The sequence below is a fragment of the Salinisphaera sp. G21_0 genome, assembly GCF_017744115.1.
Taxonomy (GTDB): Bacteria; Pseudomonadota; Gammaproteobacteria; order Pseudomonadales; family Endozoicomonadaceae; genus Endozoicomonas.
Genome location: NZ_JAGHQW010000198.1, coordinates 1 through 872 on the forward strand (window position 1 = coordinate 1; position 872 = coordinate 872).

Annotated in this window: 2 protein-coding genes; both read right to left on the bottom strand. The window is 48.7% G+C overall.

What is annotated here, in order from left to right; all coding sequences use genetic code 11:
• Positions 1 to 191: 191 nt before the first annotated feature.
• Complete coding sequence (tnpB, locus tag J7439_RS25625) at positions 192 to 560, bottom strand: IS66 family insertion sequence element accessory protein TnpB (RefSeq protein ID WP_209204886.1); 369 nt, start codon at positions 558 to 560, stop codon at positions 192 to 194.
• The coding region (gene tnpA, locus J7439_RS25630; protein ID WP_209204887.1) for an IS66 family insertion sequence element accessory protein TnpA at positions 557 to 872 on the bottom strand (316 nt) is incomplete at its 5' end. The genes tnpB and tnpA, both read right to left, overlap by 4 nt.

Genomic DNA, 872 nt, shown 5'->3' on the forward strand with positions numbered 1-872 from the left:
TCAAGAAGGGCATTGTCTTTTTCAAGAATGACACCGTCGATGGTCTGGATGGCCTCAAACAAGGCCTCCAGGTCCAGAGCGGTTCCAGCATTTCCGCCCAGTAAACTCAAGGCGGATTTTGGCTGGTGAATGACGGTATCAATGAGTGATTTCATGGCCGTCATTTTACCATAACTGCCTGAGTTTTCAGACTAAAAACAGCTATCATAATGCCTTTTTTTATGGGGTTTCATGGCATTAAGATTGTAGCCATCCAGCAACCAATTGAGCTGCTGTCCGGTTAAGGTCACCAGTTCGTCATCGGGTTTTGGCCAGTGGAATTTGTCATCTGCCAGACTCTTGTAATAAAGCACAAAGCCATTGTCTTCCCAGAACAGGCATTTGATTTTATTACGATGGCGATTAGTGAAGGCATAGAGATGACCGTCAAAAGGGTTGTGCCCAAGCTCCTGCTCGACCAGGACCGCCAGTCCCTTGAAGGATTTTCGAAAATCGATGGGATCCCGGTAAAGGTAGACCTCAGGCAAAGTGGACGACGGGCGCATGACAGGTTGATTCATTGAAGTAACCCGATCAATTGCCCAGCCAGGGCCAGATTTTGGTGGTCAATACCAGAAATACTAAGACCATTAGGCAGAGAGACTGTCAAGACTGAGGATGCCTGGCCAGCTTGGTCCTGACGCTGAGCCAGTAACACAGGTGCAAAGGCTGTACGGGTATTTGATGATGAAGCAGGCGTGTTCCCGGTCCACAGTTTCTTTTTCCAATAACCAAACTGTGATGGCCTGACGCCATTTTGTCGGCACCAGGCCTTTTGGCTCAGCCCGGAGTCATGCCAGGCTTCGATTCGTTGCAGCCATTGTTCTTTAGTG